We start from the raw sequence: 17,203 nt of genomic DNA on the forward strand, positions 1-17,203 counted from the left end.
CCCTCCACGTAAGAGACGTCATTTGCGACGTCGCTATGCACGTGTCTTAGGCGATCACGCCACCTTCAGGCAGGCGGTGCAAATCGGGGGCTTACCTTGCAAGAATGACAAGGCAGGCTCTTGATGAATGACGGTTGCGGCGCGTCAGCGGAACGGGCGGACCTCCCGCCACGACCGGTTCCGAGATGAAGCGCCGCCCCAGCCCCGCAGAACAATCCTGAGCGAGAGTTTTTCCAAAGTTTTCAATGCTACCGCATGAAAACGTAAGGCGCTTAAAACCGGGGGTTTACGTTGGAAATCACCCGTAGCCTTTGAAAAACGGCCCGCTTAATATATTCACCTGACCGAAACGGAACCGGTACGGGTCCAACATTGACCTCTGGCCAGATGGACCACGTCACTTTTCCGCTGCTCACAGTCGCCTACAGGTCATTGTAAATCATGCACAAATAATCGGAATGGTAGGCCCGGAGGGACTCGAACCCCCAACCAAAGCGTTATGAGCGCTCTGCTCTAACCAATTGAGCTACAGGCCCGACCTGACCCTTTGCCTAGGGCGCCTCGCGCGGGGCGTCAAGCGGGGGCGTGGACAGCCGGCGGGGGATCGGCTAACGCATGCGCGACATCAGGAGGGCGGCGATGAGCGAGCGCAAGAACGGTCTGACCTATTCGCAGGCGGGCGTCGATATCGAGGCGGGCAACGAACTGGTAGAGCGGATCAAACCCGCCGCCAAGCGCACCGCGCGGCCGGGGGTCATGGCGGGGCTGGGCGGCTTTGGCGCGCTGTTCGATCTGCGCGCGGCGGGCTACACCGATCCGGTGCTGGTGGCCGCGACCGACGGGGTCGGCACCAAGCTGCGGATTGCCATCGACACCGGCCAGGTTGGCGGCGTGGGCATCGACCTGGTGGCGATGTGCGTCAACGATCTGGTCTGCCAGGGGGCAGAGCCGCTGTTCTTCCTCGATTACTTCGCCACCGGCAAGCTGGCGGTGGACGAGGCCGCGCAGGTGGTCGAAGGGATCGCCGAAGGCTGTTCGCGGGCGGGCTGCGCGCTGATCGGCGGCGAAACGGCCGAGATGCCGGGTATGTATGGCGACGGCGATTTCGACCTGGCCGGGTTCGCCGTGGGTGCGATGGAACGCGGCGCGGATCTGCCCGCCGGGGTGGCCGAGGGCGACGTGCTGCTGGGGCTGGCCTCGGACGGGGTGCATTCCAACGGCTATTCGCTGGTGCGCAAGGTGGTGGAACGGGCCGGTTTGGCCTGGACCGACCCGGCGCCCTTTGCCGAGGGCCGCCTGGGCGCGGCGCTGCTGACGCCCACGCGGCTGTATGTGAAACCGGCGCTGGCCGCGATCCGGGCGGGCGGCGTGCATGCGCTGGCCCATATCACCGGCGGCGGGCTGACCGAGAACTTGCCGCGCGTGTTGCCCGAGGGGCTGGGCGCTGACATCGACCTGTCCGCCTGGGATCTGCCGCGCGTCTTTGCCTGGATGGGCGAGGTCGCGGGACTGGACCAGCCCGAGATGCTGAAGACCTTCAATTCCGGCATCGGCATGGTGCTGTCCGTGGCACCCGACCGGGCCGACGCCTTGGCGGATCTGCTGACGGCAGAGGGGGAAACCGTGTTCCGCATCGGCAAGGTCACGCCGGGGCAGGGCATCCGCTACAGCGGGAGCCTGGTTTGAAACGCGTCGCGATCCTGATTTCCGGCTCGGGCTCCAACATGGTGGCGCTGGCCGAAAGCATGGTGGGCGACCACCCCGCGCGGCCCGTTCTGGTGCTGTCGAACGTGCCGGGTGCGGGCGGGCTGGCCAAGGCCGAAGCACTTGGAATTCCCACCGCGCTGGTCGATCACAAGCGCTTTGGCAAGGATCGCGCGGCGTTCGAGGCCGCGTTGCAGGCCGAGTTGGACAAGGTTCAGCCCGACATCCTGTGCCTTGCGGGGTTCATGCGGGTTCTGACCGAGGGGTTCGTTTCCTTTTGGGAAGGGCGGATGCTGAACATTCATCCGTCGCTTTTGCCGAAATACCGCGGGCTGAACACCCACGCCCGCGCGATCGAGGCAGGCGACGCCGAGGCCGGGTGCAGCGTGCACGAGGTCACCGCCGAACTGGATGGCGGCCCGGTGCTGGGACAGGCGCGGGTGCCGATCCTGCAAGGCGATACCGCCGACACTCTGGCCGCGCGGGTTCTGCCGATGGAACACCGGCTGTATCCGGCGGTTTTGCGCCGCTACGCGGCAGGCGACAGGACGCCCCTGCACCTGCCCTGAGCGACGGGCCGGGCGATGTGCCCTTTCATTGGCGGCGCCTTTTCCGTATCAGGGGCGGGTGCCGGACTGCGGCAATCGAAACGGGCGACCATGAGAACACTGACCACGACCCAAGACCTTGCGGCATTTTGTGACGCGGCGGCCAGCGCGCCATATGTCACGCTCGACACCGAATTCCTGCGCGAACGCACCTATTACGCCAAGCTGTGCCTCGTTCAGATGGCACTGCCCGGGGACGAGGGCGAGGCGGTGCTGATCGACCCGCTATCCGAAGGCCTGTCACTGGAACCGTTGTTCGAATTGTTCCGCAACCGCGATGTGGTCAAGGTGTTTCACGCCGCGCGGCAGGATCTGGAAATCTTCTTCACCGAGGGCAAGGTTTTTCCCGAACCGCTGTTCGATACCCAAGTTGCGGCAATGGTCTGCGGCTTTGGCGAACAGGTCGGGTATGAAACCCTCGTGCGCAAGATCGCCAAGGCGAACCTGGACAAGACATCGCGCTTTACCGACTGGTCGCGCCGCCCCCTGACCGATGCGCAAAAAACCTATGCCCTGGCCGATGTCACGCATCTGCGGATGATCTACGAACACTTGGCCGCGGAACTGGAACGCACCGGCCGGGCCAAGTGGCTGCATGAGGAACTGGGGGTTCTGACCGATCCCGAAACCTATATCGTGCGCCCCTCCGAGGCGTGGCAGCGGATCAAGACCCGCACGCAATCGGGCCGGTTCTTGGCCGTGGTCCGCGAATTGGCCCGTTTCCGAGAGGCCTATGCCCAGTCGCGGAACATCCCGCGCAACCGCGTGTTCAAGGATGATGCGCTGCTGGAGCTGGCCTCCAGCAAGCCGACCGGCGTGGCGGACCTGTCGCGGGCCCGGCTGCTGCTGCGCGAGGCGCGGCGCGGAGAGATCGCAGAGGGGATCGTCGCGGCCGTGACCGCCGCGATGGAGGTGCCGCCAGAAGAGTACCCCCAGGTCGATCGCAGCAACCAGAAGATGCAGGTCAACCCCGCCCTGGCGGATCTGTTGCGCGTTCTGCTGAAGGCTAAGTCCGAACAGGCAGGTGTCGCACAAAAGCTGATCGCCACGGCGGCGGATCTGGATGCCATCGCCGGCGGGCGGCGCGACGTGCCCGCCCTGCGCGGCTGGCGCAAAGAGGTCTTTGGCAATGACGCACTGCGCCTGTGTGCGGGCGAAATCGCCCTGGCGGCGCGCGGCAACGATGTCATCGTCGTGACGATGGCGGAATAGGGCAGGTGTAGGGCGCGCGCCTCAGCGGCGCGTGCTGCGCTGGTTCTGGGCGCCCCGCACAACGATCTGCCGTATCGGCGCCAAATCCTGATCCGACAGGTACAACGCCACGTCGATTGCACGCGATTGCGGCTGGCCGACGGGTGTCTGCCCGGTCGGCGCCTCTGCCCGCAGGTCGTAGACGCGCAGTCCCTCGCGCTCATCCGGGACGGGGACCAGCGCGGCGTTCCAATACCCCTGCCGCGGCGGCAGGCCGGTCGCCCGCAGGATGGCGCCGCCGGGGATGCGCTCGATCGTCAGGGCGGTGATCTCAGCCACCAGCTGACGCGGATCGGCCTTGGCAGGCTGTTCGCTGGCGGGTGCGGTCCTGACCCGCGTTTCCTGCGAGTTCCCGAACCAGTTGAAGGGGTTCAGTCGCGAGTCCTTTACCGTGGAACAGGCGGCGAGGCCCAGGCTTGCGGACAGGAGGATGACGAGCGGTGCGCGCATGAAAGCTCCGGATCTGTGTATCTCTTTCGGTAGCCCAATCGGCGCGGCTTGAAAAGGGCATCTCCCCCGGTCTGGACCTTGCGCGGCGTTGCGCATAATTGGGAAAGGGGCAGCAAGGAGACAGGGCCATGGCAAGCGCGGCATTCGAAGAGATCGTGGAAACCTTCGAGTTCCTGGAGGATTGGGAAGATCGGTACCGCCACGTGATCGAGATGGGCCGGACCATGGAACCGCTGGAAGAGGCGTTCAAGGTGCCTGCGACCAAGGTCGATGGCTGTGCCAGCCAGGTCTGGCTGATGGCCGATATCGACGGTGCCGGGCCGCAGGCGGTCTATCGCTTCAAGGGGGACAGCGACGCCATGATCGTGCGCGGGCTGATCGCGGTCTTGCGCGCCCTCTATGACAGCCTGCCGGTGGCAGAGGTGCTGAAGGTCGACGCCGGGGGCGAGTTGGCCAGGCTGGGGCTGAACGACCACCTTTCCTCGCAGCGGTCCAATGGGTTGCGGGCAATGGTTGAACGCATCCGTGAACAGGCCGCCGGCGCGGCGGCCGGAATCTGACAGCGCCGAAGGGTTTTTTTTACAAAAACCCTTCGGGCGGAAAAATCTTCGGGAAGATTTTTCCTTTTGGGTATTTAGACCAAGAAGAAGATCAGCCGCGCGGCGTCAAGAACCGTTCGAGATCGCCGTAGCCGGTCAGGCGGCGTTCATAGGCCAGCCCAAGCCGCGCCGCGCATTCCCGCGCACGTGTGTCGAGTGCCGCGTCCTCGGTCTGGGCGAGGTAGACGAGTTTCTCGTAATTCCCGAAATAAGCCTGGATCAGGTCGGGGAAGCGATCCAGACCAAGGGGGCGCCAGACAAAGGCCTCGAACTGCCGGGCCAGAAAGTCGGTCAGATAAAAGGCGGTGACCTCGTCCTCATGGGCGGCAAAGCGGTCGGTCCCCTCGAAAAAGGCATAGCAATGGGGGGCCTCGATCATCTGGACGCCAAGTTCGGCACAGGTGCGGGCCAGCCCCCCGCCGGTGCCGCAATCGCCATAGGCCACCAGGATCGTGTCATAGGCGGCGCGATGCCGGGCCACGGCCTGGGCGACGCCGGGTGCGATCCGTTCGGGGTGGTTGTGCCAGATCGCGGGCAGGCAGGTCAGGTCAAGGTGATCCCAGCCATTCATCCGCTTGAGCGCCAGGATTTCATGGGCCAGCGCCCCGCAGGCCAGCACCAGCACACGGCCAGCGCCGGACGGGGGCAGCCCGCGATCGGTCAGGGTCGCATCGTCGGGGAGGTTCATTTGCGTGAAACCAGCCGCAGCACCAGCGCACCGATGAGTGCCAGCGGCAGAAGAACCGCGATCCCATGGCCGGGCAGGGCGGTTATCAGGGCAACGGTCAGTGCAGCGGCCCCCAGAGCGGCGCACAGGATCGCGGCGAAACGGTGAAATGGCATGACGGCCTCCTCCGCTAGGGAGGTGGGGCCGCCAGGCGGCCCCGGCAAGGGCTTAGCCCGCGGGCATCTGGTTGTGACGCCGCGCGACGAACGACTTGGCAGTTTCCACGGCGACCGCCGCATCCCGGCAATAGGCATCGGCGCCGATGGCCTTGCCGAATTCCTCGTTCAGGGGCGCGCCGCCCACCAGCACGATGTAATCGTCGCGGATGCCTTTCTCGGCCATCGTGTCGATGACGATCTTCATGTAGGGCATGGTGGTGGTCAGCAGCGCCGACATCCCCAGGATATCTGCCTGCTCGCGGGCCAGCGCGTCGATATATTCGTCGGCATCGGTATTGATGCCCAGATCGACAACGTCGAAGCCCGCGCCCTCCATCATCATGCCGACAAGGTTTTTGCCGATGTCGTGGATGTCGCCCTTGACGGTGCCGATCACCATCTTGCCCATCTTGGGCGCGCCGGTTTCGGCCAGCAGCGGTTTGAGAAGGCCCATCCCGGCCTTCATCGCGTTGGCGGCCTGCAGCACCTCGGGAACGAAAAGGATGCCGTCGCGGAAATCGTTGCCGACAACGGTCATGCCGGAGACCAGCGCCTCGGTCAGGATGCGGTAGGGCGCCCAACCGCGATCCAGCAGGATCTGCACCCCTTCGGCGACCTCGTCCTTCAGGCCGTCGTAAAGGTCGTCGCCCATCTGCGGGACAAGTTCGTCATCGGGCAGTTCCGAGAGGATGAGATCGTCTTCTTCCTCGGCCATGGTTTGTTCTCCGGTTCCCGTGGCGCGTGGATCGCGCCTTGATTGCTCAAGTCTTCAGTCTTTTCTTGCCGATCACTCGACCGGTTGCGACATCGCGCATCCCGCGGGCGACCTTGACCTCAGCGGCGGCGCCGACGGTTGCGGGCTGGGGCGGGGGCCGCCTCGCCCGTGCCGTCGCTGGCCGAGGAGAAGCCGCCCAGTTTTCCGGCGATCTCGTCAAGGCTTGGGCGCGGGCCGGCGGGGCGGGTTTCCAGGGCCTCGCGCATCGCCTTGAGGTGTTCGGGCGTGGTGCCGCAGCAGCCGCCGATGATGCGGGCACCGCAATCGCGGGCCAGCACGGCGTAATCGGCCATCAGCTCTGGCGTTCCGTCGTAGTGGATATGGCCGTCTTCGTAGCGCGGGATGCCGGCGTTGCCCTTGGCGATGATCGGGCGTTCGGTGCCGGCGGCGGCAAAGCCCTGCACCGTGCGCAGCAGGTCCGAGGCCCCGACACCGCAATTGGCCCCGAAGGCAAGCGGCGGGTAGGGCAGCTTGTCGACCATTTCCGCCAGATCGGTGGCGGTGACGCCCATCATGGTGCGCCCGGCGGTGTCAAAGCTCATGGTGCCGCACCAGGGCATGCCAGCCAGTTTCGCGGCCTCGCCGGCGGCCTTGAATTCGTCGGGCGCGCTGATGGTTTCGACCCACAGCACGTCGACGCCGCCCTCTTTCAGGCCCTCGGCCTGTTCGTGGAAGATTTCCACGGCGCTGGAATAGGACAGCGGGCCCATCGGTTCCATGATTTCGCCGGTGGGGCCCATGGACCCCGCAACGACGATCTCGCGTCCGGCGGTGTCGGCCAGGTCGCGGCCCAGTTCGGCGGCGACGCGGTTCAGTTCCCGCACGCGGTTCTGGGCGTCGTGCAGTTTCAGGCGCGCGGCGTTGCAGCCGAAGGAATTGGTCAGGAAGATGTCCGACCCGGATTCCACCGCGCCACGGTAGAGCGCGCGGATATTGTCCGGCTTCTCGACGTTCCACAGTTCCGGCGCGTCGCCGGAGCTGAGCCCCATGTTGAACAAATTCGTTCCCGTGGCCCCGTCGGCCATCAGCCAGTCGCGGCTGGCCAGCATGCGGGAAAGCGTGTCGGTCATCTTTCAACTCCTCGCGGAATCAGTGCGGCGGCCAGGGGGCCGCCGGTGATGCAAAGGGGTGCCATGGGCGATGACCCTTCGCAAATGCGTTTTCGTCATAATGATCTTGAGGCCGGGTCCGCGGATCCAGTCGCTCAGGATTCGCTCATGACCTGGTCTTTGGCCACGGCCAGCAGTTCGGTCATCTTGGTGCGGATCGTTGTTTCATCCGCCTTGTCGCCCAGATCGCCGGCCAGTTTGCGGTAGACATCTTCGTCGCCGACCTCTTCGAAATCGGCCTTGACGACTTCCTTGGCGTATTCCAGCGAGGCCTCTTCGGACAGGCCCATCAGTTCGGCCGCCCACAGGCCCAGCAGCTTGTTGCGCCGCGCCTCGGCCTTGAACTGCATTTCCGAGTCATGGGCGAATTTGTTTTCGAATGCGTTCTCGCGGTCATCGAAGGTGGTCATCAGCCTTGCTCCTCCTGTTATCTGGTATTCCGTGCCATTTAAGGGAATATCGCGCCGATGCCTAGCCTTCACGGGGCTCAAAGCGCGCCCATCGGGGGACGGCCCGTCATCGCGCGCCTTGCGGCAGGCCCGGCCTTGCCCTAAAAGCGCAGCCAAACCGCGCGGGCGCCGCCCGTGCGCCCTGAACCCGGAGTTTCCATGGCACGGCGCAAGAAGATCTATGAAGGCAAGGCGAAGGTTCTGTACGAAGGCCCCGAGCCGGGGACGCTGGTGCAGTACTTCAAGGACGACGCCACCGCCTTCAATGCCGAAAAGCATGACGTGGTCGAGGGCAAGGGCGTGCTGAACAATCGCCTGTCGGAATTTTTCATGACCGGCCTGAACGCGATCGGGGTGCCGACCCATTTCATCAAGCGCATCAACATGCGCGAACAGCTGATCCGCTCGGTCGAGATCATTCCGCTGGAAGTGGTGGTGCGCAACGTGGCCGCAGGCAGCATGTCCAAGCGGCTGGGCATCGAAGAGGGCACCGCGCTGCCCCGTCCCATCATCGAATTTTACTACAAGGACGATGCCCTGGGCGATCCGCTGGTCACCGAGGAACACATCATCGCATTTGGCTGGGCCAGCCAGCAGGACCTGGACGACATGGTCGCGCTGGCCCTGCGGGTGAACGACTTTCTGTCCGGCGTGATGATGGCGGTCGGGATCAAGCTGGTCGATTTCAAGATCGAGATCGGGCGCATCTGGGAAAACGACTTCATGCGGCTGATCGTGGCCGACGAAATCAGCCCCGACTCCTGCCGGCTGTGGGATATGAAGACCGGGCAGAAGCTGGACAAGGACGTGTTCCGGCGCGACCTGGGCAACCTGGCTGACGCCTATACCGAGGTGGCCAGGCGGTTGGGCGTTCTGCCCTCCAACGTGACCCACGCCACCAAGCCCACGCTGATCAACTGAAAGGACCGCCGCCGATGAAAGCCCGCGTTCATGTCATGCTGAAAGACGGCGTTCTGGACCCGCAGGGGGCGGCGGTGGCCCATGCCCTGGGTGCGCTTGGCTTTGACGGGGTCGAGGGCGTGCGCCAGGGCAAGGTGATCGACCTGGAACTGGTAGAAACCGATACCGCCGCTGCTGAGGCCCGCGTGCGCGAGATGTGCGAAAAGCTGCTCGCCAACACGGTGATCGAACGCTACGACATCGAGATCGGCTGAGCCGGACGCAGGAGTGACCCGATGAAAGCCGCCGTTCTCGTCTTCCCCGGCTCTAACTGCGACCGTGACCTGGCCGTGGCGTTCCGCAATGCGGGCGCCGATGTCACCATGGTCTGGCACAAGGACAGCGCCCTGCCGCAGGGCGTTGATATCGTTGGCATTCCCGGCGGTTTTTCCTTTGGCGACTACCTGCGCTGCGGCGCGATTGCCGCGCGTTCGCCCATTACCGCGGCGGTGATCGACCATGTGCATCGCGGCGGTTACGCCTTGGGGATCTGCAACGGCTTTCAGGTGTTGACGGAAACCGGCCTGCTGCCCGGCGCGCTGATGCGCAACGCGGGCCTGAAATTCGTCTGCAAACCTGTTGATCTGACGGTTGAAACCACTGACAGCGCCTTTACCGCCGACTATGGCAAGGGGCAGGGCATTACCATCCCGGTGGCCCATCACGATGGGAATTACGTCGCTGCCCCGGACACGCTGGCCATGCTGCGGGACGAGGATCGCATTGCCTTCACCTATCGTGACAACCCAAATGGCTCGGTGGACGATATTGCCGGCATTCTCAGTCAGAACCGGCGTGTTCTTGGCCTGATGCCGCACCCCGAGCGGGCCGCCGAACCCGCCCATGGCGGCACGGACGGGGCTGCAATGTTCACGGGGCTGATCGGCGCCCTGGCGCCGGCCTGAGCGGGCGGCGCTTGAGCCGGCCGCGCGCGCGGCGTAACCTTTGCCCATGACACGCAGCACCATCCCCGCCCGGCTGGCGCTGCCCCCGGGTCGGGGGTGGCACGTCCGGATTGCGCTGCTGCTGATGCTGTGCCTGGCCGTGGCGACGGTCTGGGTCACCAACCGCTGGCTGTCAGAGCGATTTACAGAAACCACCCGCAACCGCGCCGAGGTGCGGCTGGCGCTGTATTCCGGCAATATTATCAGTGAGTTGCAGCGCGCCTCTGTGGTGCCGCTTTTGCTGTCACGCGACCCCACGCTGATCGGTGCGCTGGACTCGGACGATTTCAGCATGAGTTCCCAGCGGCTGATTTCCTATGTCGACGAGATCGGCGCCGCCTCGCTGCGGCTGCTTGACAATACCGGCCGCGTGGTGGCGGCGACGGACCGCGCGCGGATCGGCACGAACCTGCGTAACACCCCGGTCTTTGTCGAGGCGCAGCGGTCCAACGAAACCGTGTTCATCACCTCACGTCGGGATACCGGGGCGTTTTCCTTCAACTACGCCCGTGCGATCCGGGCCGACGGCCGGCAATTGGGCGTGATCGTGGTGGGGGTGGACCTGGCCAAGTTCGAGCAGAGCTGGGCCGGCATCTCAGATGCGATCCTGGTGACCGACAGCGAGGGCCAGATCATCCTGGCGACCGAACCCCGCTGGCGGGGTCGCACGGTGCAAGACGCGCTGGCCGTCACCTCGCCGCCCTCGGCCATCGCGCGTGCGTTGCAGGCCACCACCGACTGGGGCACGTTGCCGCCCGACGCCTATCTGCGGGGCGAGGCGGTGATGCGCAACGAGGCGCGCATTCCCTTCCGCGGCTGGCGGATGACCTCTTTCACCTCTTACATGTCGATCCGCGACCGGGTGAACGCGGTGTTGGCGCTGGAAATCATGGGCTTTGCCATCCTTCTGGCGCTCAGCTTTTACCTGCTGTCGCGGCGCGCGCAGTCCCGATCAGTGGTGTTCCAGCGCGAAACCGCCGAATTGCGAGAGTTGAACGCCCGCCTGCAACGCGAAATCGCCGAGCGCGAGCGCGCGGAAAAGAACCTGGAGGTCGCCGAGCAGACCCTTGCGCAAAGCTCCAAGCTGGCGGCCCTGGGCGAAATGTCCGCCGCCGTCAGCCATGAGTTGAACCAGCCCCTGGCCGCGATGAAGACCTACCTGGCCGGGGCACGCCTGCTGGTGCAACGTCGTCGCCCGGACGAGGCGATGGCCTCGTTCCAGCGCATCGACGATCTGATCGAACGGATGGGCGCCATCACCCGCCAACTGAAAAGCTATGCGCGCAAGGGCGCCGACGCGGTGGAGCCGATGGACCTGCGCGCCAGCGTTTCCGAAGCGCTGTCGATCATGGAACCGCAACTGAAGCGGCGGCGCGTGACGATCACGCGGTCGGTGCCAAGGGAAAAAGTGCTGGTGATGGGCGACCGGTTGCGGCTGGAGCAGGTCATCATCAACCTGTTGCGTAACGCACTGGACGCCACCCGCGCCGTTTCCGACCCCCAGATCGACATCCTGCTGTCGGCGGGGGAAACGGCCACGCTGACGGTGCGCGACAACGGCCACGGCATAGAAGAGATCGAGCGCCTGTTCGAACCTTTCTACACGACCAAGCCGGCCGGCGACGGCGTGGGGCTGGGGCTGGCGATATCCTCGGGCATCGTGGCGGAACTGGGCGGGCGCCTGACCGCACGCAACGGTCGCGAGCGCGGGGCGGTCTTCGAGGTGCAGTTGCCCATTCTCGGGCGTGGAATAGAAGCGGCGGAGTAATGCGGAAATGCCTCAATCCCTGAAGATCGCCATCGTGGACGACGAGCAGGACATGCGCCAGTCGATCAGCCAGTGGCTGGCGCTCAGCGGGTTCGACACCGCCACCTATGCCAGCGCCGAGGACGCGCTGAAAGAAATCGGCGCCGATTTTCCCGGCGTCGTGGTCACGGATATCAAGATGCCCGGCATGGATGGCATGGCCTTTCTGAAACGGCTGATGAGCGCGGATTCGGGCCTGCCGGTCATCATGATTACCGGGCATGGCGACGTGCCCATGGCCGTAGAGGCCATGCGCATCGGCGCCTTCGACTTTCTGGAAAAGCCGTTCAATCCCGACCGCATGACCGAACTGGCCAAGCGCGCCTTGCGCACCCGCCGCCTGACGCTGGATAATCGCGCCCTGCGCCGGGAACTGGCCGCCGGGCCGGAGATGGTGCAAAAACTGATCGGCTCATCCCCGGTGATGCAGCGCCTGCGCGAGGATATCCTGGATCTGGGGCAGGCCGACGGGCATGTGCTGATCGAGGGCGAGACCGGCACCGGCAAGACGTTGGTGGCCCATGCCCTGCATGCGGTGGGGCCGCGGGCTGCGCGCAAGTTCGTGCAGGTCGCCTGTTCTGCCTATGCCCCCGATGCGCTGGCCGCGCGGCTGTTCGGGCCCGCCACCGACGGCGCGGCGCTGCCCGCCGTCGAAGAGGCCCGCGGCGGCACCCTGTGCCTGGAGGATGTCGAGGCGCTGTCGCAACCGCTTCAGGCGCAGTTGCTGACCTTCCTCAATGCGCAGGGCACCCCGGCGGAAACGCGCATCATCGCAGTGTCCAACCTGCAGGAACAGGACAAGACGCTGGAGGACTTGCTGCGCTCGGACCTGTTTTACCGGCTGGCCGCGATGCGGATCACCCTGCCGCCCCTGCGTGCGCGCGGCGAGGATGTGCTGAGCCTGTTCACCCGTCTGTCCGAGCAATTCGCCGAAGAATACGGCTGTAGCGCGCCCGAGGTCAGCGCACAGGAGGCCGCGCAGCTGATGCAGGCGCCCTGGCCGGGCAATGTGCGGCAGCTGATCAACATCGCCGAACGCGCAGTGCTGCAGAACCGTCGTGGTTCGGGGACGATCGCCAGCCTGCTGATGTCGGACAATGCCGCCGCGCAGCCGGTGATGACCACCGAGGGCAAGCCGCTGAAGGAATATGTCGAGGCGTTCGAGCGGATGCTGATCGACAACGCCATGCGCCGGCACAAAGGGTCCGTCGCGGCGGTCATGGAAGAGTTGTGCCTGCCGCGTCGCACCCTGAACGAGAAGATGGCGAAATACGGACTTAGCCGTTCCGCCTATCTGTGATCCTGCTGCAACAGGAAAAAGGGCATTGTGTTCCAAGGGACTTCCCCGCTAATGTCGCAGGGTAGCGGACCGCGCCCCGGTGTGACCGCTTTCATTCGAGATTCGCTGTTTTTCGTGCATAGCCGCGGCCAAATCGCCCGGAGCGGCGCGAAACAGACCGATAGGGCCCATTGGGGCCCACCGCATGCCCGGGGTCGCCGACGATCACCGGGATCCACCAAAGGATGCTGTGCACGACATGGCATCGGAGAAGAACCGCGATGGATCGCGCGAGGCATGACAGGCAGGGATCGGGCCGGCCAGGCGCCGCCGCCCGCGTCGCGCACATGCGCATCCTCGCCCCAACAAGACACCCATGGCTGTGCGGCGCCCCGCCGGGGCCGGCCGTTCCATGGTGCAAAGAGTTCAAATGGCTAAGAAAATGCTCATCGACGCCACCCACGCGGAGGAAACCCGCGTGGTCGTGGTGGACGGAAACAAGGTTGACGAGTTCGATTTCGAGAGTGTCAACAAACGGCAACTCGCCGGCAATATCTACCTAGCGAAGGTCACCCGCGTGGAGCCTTCGCTCCAGGCGGCATTTGTGGATTACGGCGGCAATCGCCACGGGTTCCTGGCCTTCTCGGAAATCCACCCGGATTATTACCAGATCCCGGTCGCCGACCGCGAAGCGCTGCTGGCAGAGGAACGCGCCTACGCTGAATCGCTCCACGAAGAGGAGCCGCCGGTCAAGGAAAAGCCCAAACGTTCGCGTTCGCGGCGGAAATCCAGCCGGAGCAAGGCCGACGCGGCGAGCAATGCCGCCGAAACGCCGGTAACCGAAGGGGCAGAGCCCCAGGAAACGGCCACCCCCGCCGAGGCGGCTGTCGAACAACACCCCGCGCCCGAAGCGCCTGCACAAGATGCACCCGTCGCAGACCCTGCGCCTGACAGCCCGTTGCGCCAGGACGATGCCGCCCCGCAGACCGATGACGCCCCCGAAGCGGCAGACACCGGTGACGGCGAAGAGGGCACCAAGGCGACGCCCTCTCAGGTCGAGGATGACAGCGACAAGGGCACGCCGCCTACGACCATGGCCGCGGCGGCGCGCAGCGACGACCCGGTGGAAACCCGCGAACCGTCGGGGGATATCCCGGGCATGGACGTGGTCGAGCCCGAGGGCGACATCGCCCCCGAAGGCACCATTCCCGAGGAAGATGCCGCGCCCGAGGCGCATGACCACGAAGATGACGCCGAGCCCCAGGCCAAGGGCAGCGATGCCACCGAGCGTGACGACCAGATCGAATCGGTCGCCGATGAAGACGTGACCGAGGAAATCCGCCCGCGCAAACCGCGCCCGCGCCGCTACAAGATCCAGGAGGTCATCAAGGTCCGCCAGATCATGCTGGTGCAGGTCGTCAAGGAAGAGCGCGGCAACAAGGGCGCGGCGCTGACCACTTACCTGTCGCTGGCCGGGCGCTACTGCGTTCTGATGCCGAACACCGCGCGGGGCGGCGGCATCTCGCGCAAGATCACCAATGCGACCGACCGCAAGAAGCTGAAGGAAATCGCCGCCGACCTGTCCGTGCCCGAGGGCGCGGGGCTGATCATCCGCACCGCCGGCGCGCAGCGCACCAAATCGGAAATCAAGCGCGACTACGAATACCTGATGCGGCTGTGGGAACAGATCCGCGAGTTGACGCTGAAATCCATCGCGCCCGCCCCGATCTACGAAGAGGGCAACCTGATCAAGCGCGCGATCCGCGACCTTTATAACCGCGAGATCGACGAAGTGCTGGTCGAGGGCGAGGCCGGGTATCGCGTGGCCAAGGACTTCATGAAGATGATCATGCCGTCCCACGCCAAGAACGTGAAACACTACAACGAGGCGATGCCGCTTTTCGCGCGCTACCAGGTGGAAAGCTACCTGTCCTCGATGTTCAACCCGACCGTGCAGCTGAAATCGGGCGGCTACATCGTCATCGGCGTGACAGAGGCGCTGGTGGCCATCGACGTGAACTCGGGCAAGGCGACCAAGGAAGGCTCGATCGAGGAAACCGCGCTGAAGACCAACCTGGAGGCCGCCGAAGAGGTGGCGCGCCAGTTGCGCCTGCGCGACCTGGCCGGGCTGATCGTCATCGACTTCATCGACATGGAAGAGCGGAAGAATAACACCGCCGTCGAGAAGCGCCTGAAAGACAAGCTGAAAAACGACCGTGCCCGCATCCAGGTGGGGCGCATCTCGGGCTTTGGTCTGCTGGAGATGTCGCGCCAGCGCCTGCGTCCGGGTATGATCGAGGCGTCGACCCAGCCTTGCCCGCATTGCCACGGAACGGGCCTGATCCGGTCGGATGACAGCCTGGCGCTGTCGATCCTGCGCCAGATCGAGGAAGAGGGCGTGCGCGGCCGCTCGAAAGAGGTGCTGGTCAAGGCGCCGGTGGGAATCGTCAACTACCTGATGAACCAGAAGCGCGAGCACGTCGCGCAGATCGAACTGCGCTACGGCGTGTCCGTGCGGATCGAGGCTGACGCCTTCATGATCCCGCCGGACTTCACGATCGAACGGCTGAAGACGGCGACCCGGGCGGTCCCCGAGGTCAACGCGCCGGTAATCTCGGTCGACAGTTCGGAATTGCCCGAACCGGCACAGGCCCCGCAAGAGGCCGCGCCTGAGGAAAGCACTGCGGAAAAACCCGCCGAAGACAAGCCCAAGAAACGCCGCCGCCGCAGCCGCAAAAAGAAAAAGCCCAGCCAGACCGGCGAGGGTGGAAACGGGCAGGGGCAAGACGCCCAGGCCCGGGCCGGTGACGGTCAGGGCGAGGCCACAACCCCGGATCAGGGCGCGGACGCCCAACCGGACGCGGCGACAGACCAGCCGCAGCACCAAGAGGTGCCGCAACAGCCCGCCCCCGAGCAGGCCCCCGTTGCGTCCGAGGATGCCCCCCAGCCGCAAGAGGACGCGCCGGTTGCCGCCAGCACGCATGCACCCGACGCCCAGACAGCGGCAGAGGCCCCTCAGCCCGAGGCAGACACAGATGCGCCGCAGCCCCAGGCCGAGGTCTCGCATCAGCCAGCCCCGGAACCGGCCCCCGAACCCGTTGTTCCCACGCAAACGACCTGGCAGCCCGCTCCGGACCCGTCGCCCAGCCAAGGCACGTCCGAAAGCGATGAAGACGACAAGCCCAAGAAGCGGGGCTGGTGGTCGTTGGGCCGCTAGGAAAACCGCATCTGCGCCCGCGTCCCTAGGGGCGCGGGCGGCACACCGTTCGCAGCCGGATTATCCCCGGCGGACCCGGTATCGCTGGGCGCGGCCGACAGGTTCGGTCCCCAGCAGGATGTGCCCCTCTTGGGTGCAGAAATGCGGGATATCCACCACCGCGACAGGATCATCGGCCAGCAGGTGCAGTTCCGCACCCGGCGGCAGCGATTGCAGGGCCTTGCGCAACCATAGCACCGGCAGGGGGCAGCGCAAGCCGCGCGCGTCGATTTCCAATGCATCGCTCATGGGCGCGGGGTAGGGCGGATGCGTCGCCCTGTCCACGGCTTTGTGAGCGGGGGCCGCGTGACGAAGCGTCCGGTCTGGGCTATGCGGGGCGCAAGGAGGACAGGCAATGTTCGGAATCGAGCTGATCGACGCGGGGCTCTTGCCCGCCATGCTGGTCGCGCTGGCCGCGGGGCTGTTGAGCTTTCTCAGCCCCTGCGTGCTGCCCATCGTGCCGCCCTACCTGGCCTATATGGGGGGCATTTCGCTGGGCGAGTTGACCGGTGGCATGGCGGCGCGGCGGCGTGCCGTGATCGCGGCGCTGTTCTTCGTGCTGGGGCTGTCCACCGTGTTCCTGATCCTGGGCTTCACCGCCTCGGCCTTTGGGGCGTTCTTCTTGCAGAACCAGCAATTGTTCGGCCGGATCGCCGGTGTTGTCGTCATCGTCTTTGGCCTGCATTTCCTGGGCGTGTTCCGCATCTCGATCCTCGATCGCGAGGCACGGCTGGACGCGGGCGACAAGGGGGGATCGGCGCTTGGGGCCTATCTGCTGGGGCTGGCCTTTGCCTTTGGCTGGACCCCCTGCATCGGCCCGCAACTGGGCGCGATCCTGTCGCTTGCCGCGTCAGAGGCCAGCGTGACCCGCGGCACCGTGCTGCTGGCCGTTTATGCCGCGGGCCTGGGCATTCCGTTCCTGCTGGCTGCGATCTTCATCCAGCGGGCGATGGGGGTGATGAACCGGCTGAAACGTCACATGGGCCTGATCGAAAAGGTCATGGGCGCGCTGCTGATCGCGGTGGGCCTGGCGCTGGTGACCGGGGCGTTCAGCGCGCTGTCCTACTTCCTGCTTGAGACATTTCCGACACTGGCCACACTGGGCTGAGGGGCCTAGTCTGCGCGCG

18 protein-coding genes and 1 tRNA gene are annotated in these 17,203 nt (G+C 65.4%); 11 read left to right on the forward strand and 8 right to left on the reverse strand.

Annotation, left to right across the window (positions count from 1 at the left end):
- Positions 1-459: 459 nt before the first annotated feature.
- Positions 460-536, reverse strand: a tRNA-Ile gene (locus EV656_RS06105).
- A 103-nt stretch (positions 537-639) separates the two neighbouring features.
- On the opposite strand from EV656_RS06105, the gene purM reads away from it, so the two are divergent.
- The 3 genes from purM (at position 640) to rnd (ending at position 3,524) form a co-directional block, all read left to right on the forward strand.
- A complete protein-coding gene (gene purM / locus EV656_RS06110) occupies positions 640-1,686 on the forward strand; it encodes a phosphoribosylformylglycinamidine cyclo-ligase (RefSeq protein ID WP_132600965.1) in 1,047 nt (348 codons plus the stop codon).
- The gene (gene purN, locus EV656_RS06115) at positions 1,683-2,273 is read left to right on the forward strand and encodes a phosphoribosylglycinamide formyltransferase (RefSeq protein WP_132600968.1); all 591 of its coding nucleotides are present in this window, start codon (positions 1,683-1,685) and stop codon (positions 2,271-2,273) included. Before purM ends, purN begins: the two co-directional genes overlap by 4 nt.
- 90 nt (positions 2,274-2,363) lie before the next feature.
- Positions 2,364-3,524: a ribonuclease D gene (rnd, locus tag EV656_RS06120; protein ID WP_132600971.1), complete on the forward strand. Its 1,161-nt coding sequence runs from the start codon at positions 2,364-2,366 to the stop codon at positions 3,522-3,524.
- A gap of 21 nt (positions 3,525-3,545) precedes the next feature.
- On the opposite strand, the gene EV656_RS06125 is transcribed toward rnd, so the two are convergent.
- Positions 3,546-4,013 (reverse strand): hypothetical protein, encoded by a 468-nt coding sequence (locus EV656_RS06125; RefSeq protein ID WP_132600974.1) that lies wholly within the window; start codon positions 4,011-4,013, stop codon positions 3,546-3,548.
- Positions 4,014-4,141: 128 nt separating this feature from the next.
- Between EV656_RS06125 and EV656_RS06130 the strand changes: the two genes are divergently transcribed.
- Positions 4,142-4,573 carry a SufE family protein gene (locus EV656_RS06130; RefSeq protein ID WP_132600976.1) on the forward strand — a complete coding sequence of 144 codons (432 nt, stop codon included), beginning with the start codon at positions 4,142-4,144 and terminating at the stop codon, positions 4,571-4,573.
- A 91-nt stretch (positions 4,574-4,664) separates the two neighbouring features.
- Here the strand turns inward: EV656_RS06130 and EV656_RS06135 are convergent, their stop codons facing one another.
- From EV656_RS06135 to EV656_RS06150, 5 genes are all read right to left on the reverse strand, one after another.
- Positions 4,665-5,300: a DUF1638 domain-containing protein gene (locus EV656_RS06135; RefSeq protein ID WP_132600979.1), complete on the reverse strand. Its 636-nt coding sequence runs from the start codon at positions 5,298-5,300 to the stop codon at positions 4,665-4,667.
- Positions 5,297-5,455 carry a hypothetical protein gene (locus EV656_RS16500; RefSeq protein WP_165918948.1) on the reverse strand — a complete coding sequence of 53 codons (159 nt, stop codon included), beginning with the start codon at positions 5,453-5,455 and terminating at the stop codon, positions 5,297-5,299. The genes EV656_RS06135 and EV656_RS16500 overlap by 4 nt, the downstream gene beginning before the upstream one ends.
- 52 nt (positions 5,456-5,507) lie before the next feature.
- On the reverse strand, positions 5,508-6,212 hold the full coding sequence (locus tag EV656_RS06140; protein WP_132600982.1) for a corrinoid protein: 705 nt from the start codon (positions 6,210-6,212) through the stop codon (positions 5,508-5,510).
- A gap of 119 nt (positions 6,213-6,331) precedes the next feature.
- Positions 6,332-7,342 (reverse strand): betaine--homocysteine S-methyltransferase, encoded by a 1,011-nt coding sequence (gene bmt, locus EV656_RS06145; protein WP_132600985.1) that lies wholly within the window; start codon positions 7,340-7,342, stop codon positions 6,332-6,334.
- A 134-nt stretch (positions 7,343-7,476) separates the two neighbouring features.
- The gene (locus tag EV656_RS06150; RefSeq protein WP_132600988.1) at positions 7,477-7,791 is read right to left on the reverse strand and encodes a DUF1476 domain-containing protein; all 315 of its coding nucleotides are present in this window, start codon (positions 7,789-7,791) and stop codon (positions 7,477-7,479) included.
- A 198-nt stretch (positions 7,792-7,989) separates the two neighbouring features.
- Here EV656_RS06150 and purC point away from each other — a divergent pair, with 198 nt between their 5' ends.
- The 6 genes from purC (at position 7,990) to EV656_RS06180 (ending at position 16,037) form a co-directional block, all read left to right on the forward strand.
- Positions 7,990-8,751, forward strand: a complete 762-nt coding sequence (gene purC / locus EV656_RS06155; protein ID WP_132600991.1) for a phosphoribosylaminoimidazolesuccinocarboxamide synthase — start codon at positions 7,990-7,992, stop codon at positions 8,749-8,751.
- A gap of 14 nt (positions 8,752-8,765) precedes the next feature.
- Complete coding sequence (gene purS, locus EV656_RS06160; protein WP_132600994.1) at positions 8,766-9,005, forward strand: phosphoribosylformylglycinamidine synthase subunit PurS; 240 nt, start codon at positions 8,766-8,768, stop codon at positions 9,003-9,005.
- A 21-nt stretch (positions 9,006-9,026) separates the two neighbouring features.
- Positions 9,027-9,695 carry a phosphoribosylformylglycinamidine synthase subunit PurQ gene (purQ, locus tag EV656_RS06165; protein ID WP_132600997.1) on the forward strand — a complete coding sequence of 223 codons (669 nt, stop codon included), beginning with the start codon at positions 9,027-9,029 and terminating at the stop codon, positions 9,693-9,695.
- A gap of 46 nt (positions 9,696-9,741) precedes the next feature.
- Entirely contained in the window at positions 9,742-11,502 is a 1,761-nt protein-coding gene (locus EV656_RS06170) for a sensor histidine kinase (RefSeq protein ID WP_132601000.1), read from the forward strand.
- Positions 11,503-11,509: 7 nt separating this feature from the next.
- Entirely contained in the window at positions 11,510-12,841 is a 1,332-nt protein-coding gene (locus EV656_RS06175) for a sigma-54-dependent transcriptional regulator (RefSeq protein ID WP_132601003.1), read from the forward strand.
- Between the two features lie 409 nt (positions 12,842-13,250).
- The gene (locus EV656_RS06180; protein ID WP_132601006.1) at positions 13,251-16,037 is read left to right on the forward strand and encodes a ribonuclease E/G; all 2,787 of its coding nucleotides are present in this window, start codon (positions 13,251-13,253) and stop codon (positions 16,035-16,037) included.
- A 60-nt stretch (positions 16,038-16,097) separates the two neighbouring features.
- On the opposite strand, the gene EV656_RS06185 is transcribed toward EV656_RS06180, so the two are convergent.
- Positions 16,098-16,325 (reverse strand): sulfurtransferase TusA family protein, encoded by a 228-nt coding sequence (locus EV656_RS06185; protein WP_132601009.1) that lies wholly within the window; start codon positions 16,323-16,325, stop codon positions 16,098-16,100.
- Positions 16,326-16,431: 106 nt separating this feature from the next.
- Between EV656_RS06185 and EV656_RS06190 the strand changes: the two genes are divergently transcribed.
- Positions 16,432-17,184 carry a cytochrome c biogenesis CcdA family protein gene (locus EV656_RS06190; protein WP_132601012.1) on the forward strand — a complete coding sequence of 251 codons (753 nt, stop codon included), beginning with the start codon at positions 16,432-16,434 and terminating at the stop codon, positions 17,182-17,184.
- Positions 17,185-17,203: the final 19 nt, after the last annotated feature.

The organism is Rhodovulum adriaticum (assembly GCF_004345735.1).
Classification (GTDB): Bacteria; Pseudomonadota; Alphaproteobacteria; order Rhodobacterales; family Rhodobacteraceae; genus Rhodovulum; species Rhodovulum adriaticum.

Coding starts and splice junctions, on each gene's coding strand:
- purS (WP_132600994.1), top strand. CDS start 8,766: ATGAAAGCCCGCGTTCATGTCATGCTGAAAGACGGCGTTCTGGACCCG.
- EV656_RS06130 (WP_132600976.1), top strand. CDS start 4,142: ATGGCAAGCGCGGCATTCGAAGAGATCGTGGAAACCTTCGAGTTCCTG.
- EV656_RS06175 (WP_132601003.1), top strand. CDS start 11,510: ATGCCTCAATCCCTGAAGATCGCCATCGTGGACGACGAGCAGGACATG.
- EV656_RS16500 (WP_165918948.1), bottom strand. CDS start 5,455: ATGCCATTTCACCGTTTCGCCGCGATCCTGTGCGCCGCTCTGGGGGCC.
- EV656_RS06190 (WP_132601012.1), top strand. CDS start 16,432: ATGTTCGGAATCGAGCTGATCGACGCGGGGCTCTTGCCCGCCATGCTG.
- purM (WP_132600965.1), top strand. CDS start 640: ATGAGCGAGCGCAAGAACGGTCTGACCTATTCGCAGGCGGGCGTCGAT.
- EV656_RS06170 (WP_132601000.1), top strand. CDS start 9,742: ATGACACGCAGCACCATCCCCGCCCGGCTGGCGCTGCCCCCGGGTCGG.
- EV656_RS06180 (WP_132601006.1), top strand. CDS start 13,251: ATGGCTAAGAAAATGCTCATCGACGCCACCCACGCGGAGGAAACCCGC.
- EV656_RS06135 (WP_132600979.1), bottom strand. CDS start 5,300: ATGAACCTCCCCGACGATGCGACCCTGACCGATCGCGGGCTGCCCCCG.
- bmt (WP_132600985.1), bottom strand. CDS start 7,342: ATGACCGACACGCTTTCCCGCATGCTGGCCAGCCGCGACTGGCTGATG.
- purC (WP_132600991.1), top strand. CDS start 7,990: ATGGCACGGCGCAAGAAGATCTATGAAGGCAAGGCGAAGGTTCTGTAC.
- rnd (WP_132600971.1), top strand. CDS start 2,364: ATGAGAACACTGACCACGACCCAAGACCTTGCGGCATTTTGTGACGCG.
- purQ (WP_132600997.1), top strand. CDS start 9,027: ATGAAAGCCGCCGTTCTCGTCTTCCCCGGCTCTAACTGCGACCGTGAC.
- EV656_RS06140 (WP_132600982.1), bottom strand. CDS start 6,212: ATGGCCGAGGAAGAAGACGATCTCATCCTCTCGGAACTGCCCGATGAC.
- EV656_RS06125 (WP_132600974.1), bottom strand. CDS start 4,013: ATGCGCGCACCGCTCGTCATCCTCCTGTCCGCAAGCCTGGGCCTCGCC.
- EV656_RS06150 (WP_132600988.1), bottom strand. CDS start 7,791: ATGACCACCTTCGATGACCGCGAGAACGCATTCGAAAACAAATTCGCC.
- EV656_RS06185 (WP_132601009.1), bottom strand. CDS start 16,325: ATGAGCGATGCATTGGAAATCGACGCGCGCGGCTTGCGCTGCCCCCTG.